Genomic DNA, 1,419 nt, shown 5'->3' with positions numbered 1-1,419 from the left:
GAGCAGTTAAACGACGAGCCGGAGATCACCATCCTCTCCATCGGCCCCAACCGCGTCTCGGAGGCCATCAAAAAAGCGCTCGCCATGGGAGGAGACCGTGGCCTCCACATCCTGGACGACAAGTCCTACCAGAAGGACCCCTGGCAGATCGCCGCCATCATCGCGAGCTATGCCATGGAGCAGCAGTTCGACCTGATCCTGACCGGGATGCAGTCGCAGGACCGCGGCTCCGCTCAGGTCGGCGTCACCGTCGCCGAACTCCTCGGCCTGGCCTGCGCCACCACCCTGGTCGGCTTCGAGTACCAAAACGGCTCGATCACGGTGAGAAGGGAGCTGGAAGGGGGGAGCAAGGGGATCGTCAGGCTGAGCCTTCCCGCGGTGGTCACCTGCCAGCTGGGGCTCAACACACCACGCTATCCGACCTTGCCGAACATCATGAAGGCCAAGAAGAAGGAGGTCAGGACAGTGCCGGTCGCCGAACTCCTCCGGGAAGGGAAACTGACCGCCACCGGCAGCATGTATCCACCCTGCAAAAAGGGGGGAGGCATCATCCTGGACGGGGATGTGGCGGTCCTGGCCGACCAGGTGCTGAGCATCCTCAGGGAGAAGACCACCTTATTCAGGTAGTCGCCGCAGCGATCAAACCGAACGTTTCCGCAGGGAGGGGACTATGAAAGCATTACTGATTTGCGAGTACAGGGAAGGAAAGCTCCTCGACTCCACCTATGAACTGCAGGCATTTGCCGCCAAGGTTGGCGCCGCCAGCGCCATGGTCCTCATCGGCAGCGAGGCACAGGCTCCCAAATTCGACGGCAAGGTCTATTTTGCCGACGCGGCGAAATACGGCGAATACAACCCCGAGCAGCACAAAAAACTGGTGTTGGAGGCGGTCGCCAGGGAAAACCCCGACTACATCGTCTTCATCCACTCCTCATACGGCTGGGACCTGGCTCCGCGCGTGGCCGCAGCCCTCCGAACCGGGCAGATAACCGAGGTTGTTGCCGTAGTCGACGGCGAATTCGAGGTGACCTGCTGCAACGCCAAGATGCGCCGATCCGTCGCGGCCACGAGCGCAAGAACGGTCCTTACCGTCCAGGCCGGGGCCTTCAATTTTGCGGGCGAGCCTTGCGGGAAGCCGCAGCTGGAAAAGCTTGAAATCCCGGACTGTGCCGGCAATGTCGAATTCCTGGGATACGAAGCCGCCGAAATGAAGGGCGTCGATCTCACCCGCGCCGAGGTCATTGTCAGCGCCGGTCGGGGAATAGGGAAGAAAGACAACGTGCCGGTCATCGCCGCTTTGGCAAAAGCCCTCGGCGGAGAACTCGGGGCGAGCCGTCCGGTAGTAGACGCAGGGTGGGTGGTGCCCAGTCATCAGGTCGGGTCGACCGGTCAGACCGTTAGCCCCAAGGTCTACATCGC

At 61.9% G+C, this 1,419-nt stretch carries 2 protein-coding genes; both read left to right on the top strand.

The window, feature by feature from the left end; genetic code table 11:
* The coding region (locus tag AC11W3_RS19210) for an electron transfer flavoprotein subunit beta/FixA family protein (RefSeq protein ID WP_484093565.1) at nt 1-627 on the top strand (627 nt) is incomplete at its 5' end.
* Between the two features lie 43 nt (nt 628-670).
* A partial coding sequence (locus tag AC11W3_RS19205) for an electron transfer flavoprotein subunit alpha/FixB family protein (RefSeq protein WP_484093564.1) occupies nt 671-1,419 on the top strand: 749 nt, incomplete at its 3' end.

The sequence above is a fragment of the Geomonas sp. genome (assembly GCF_056994735.1).
The sequence above is the reverse complement of the archived record's forward strand: the minus strand, read 5'-3'. Positions and strand labels throughout refer to the sequence as shown.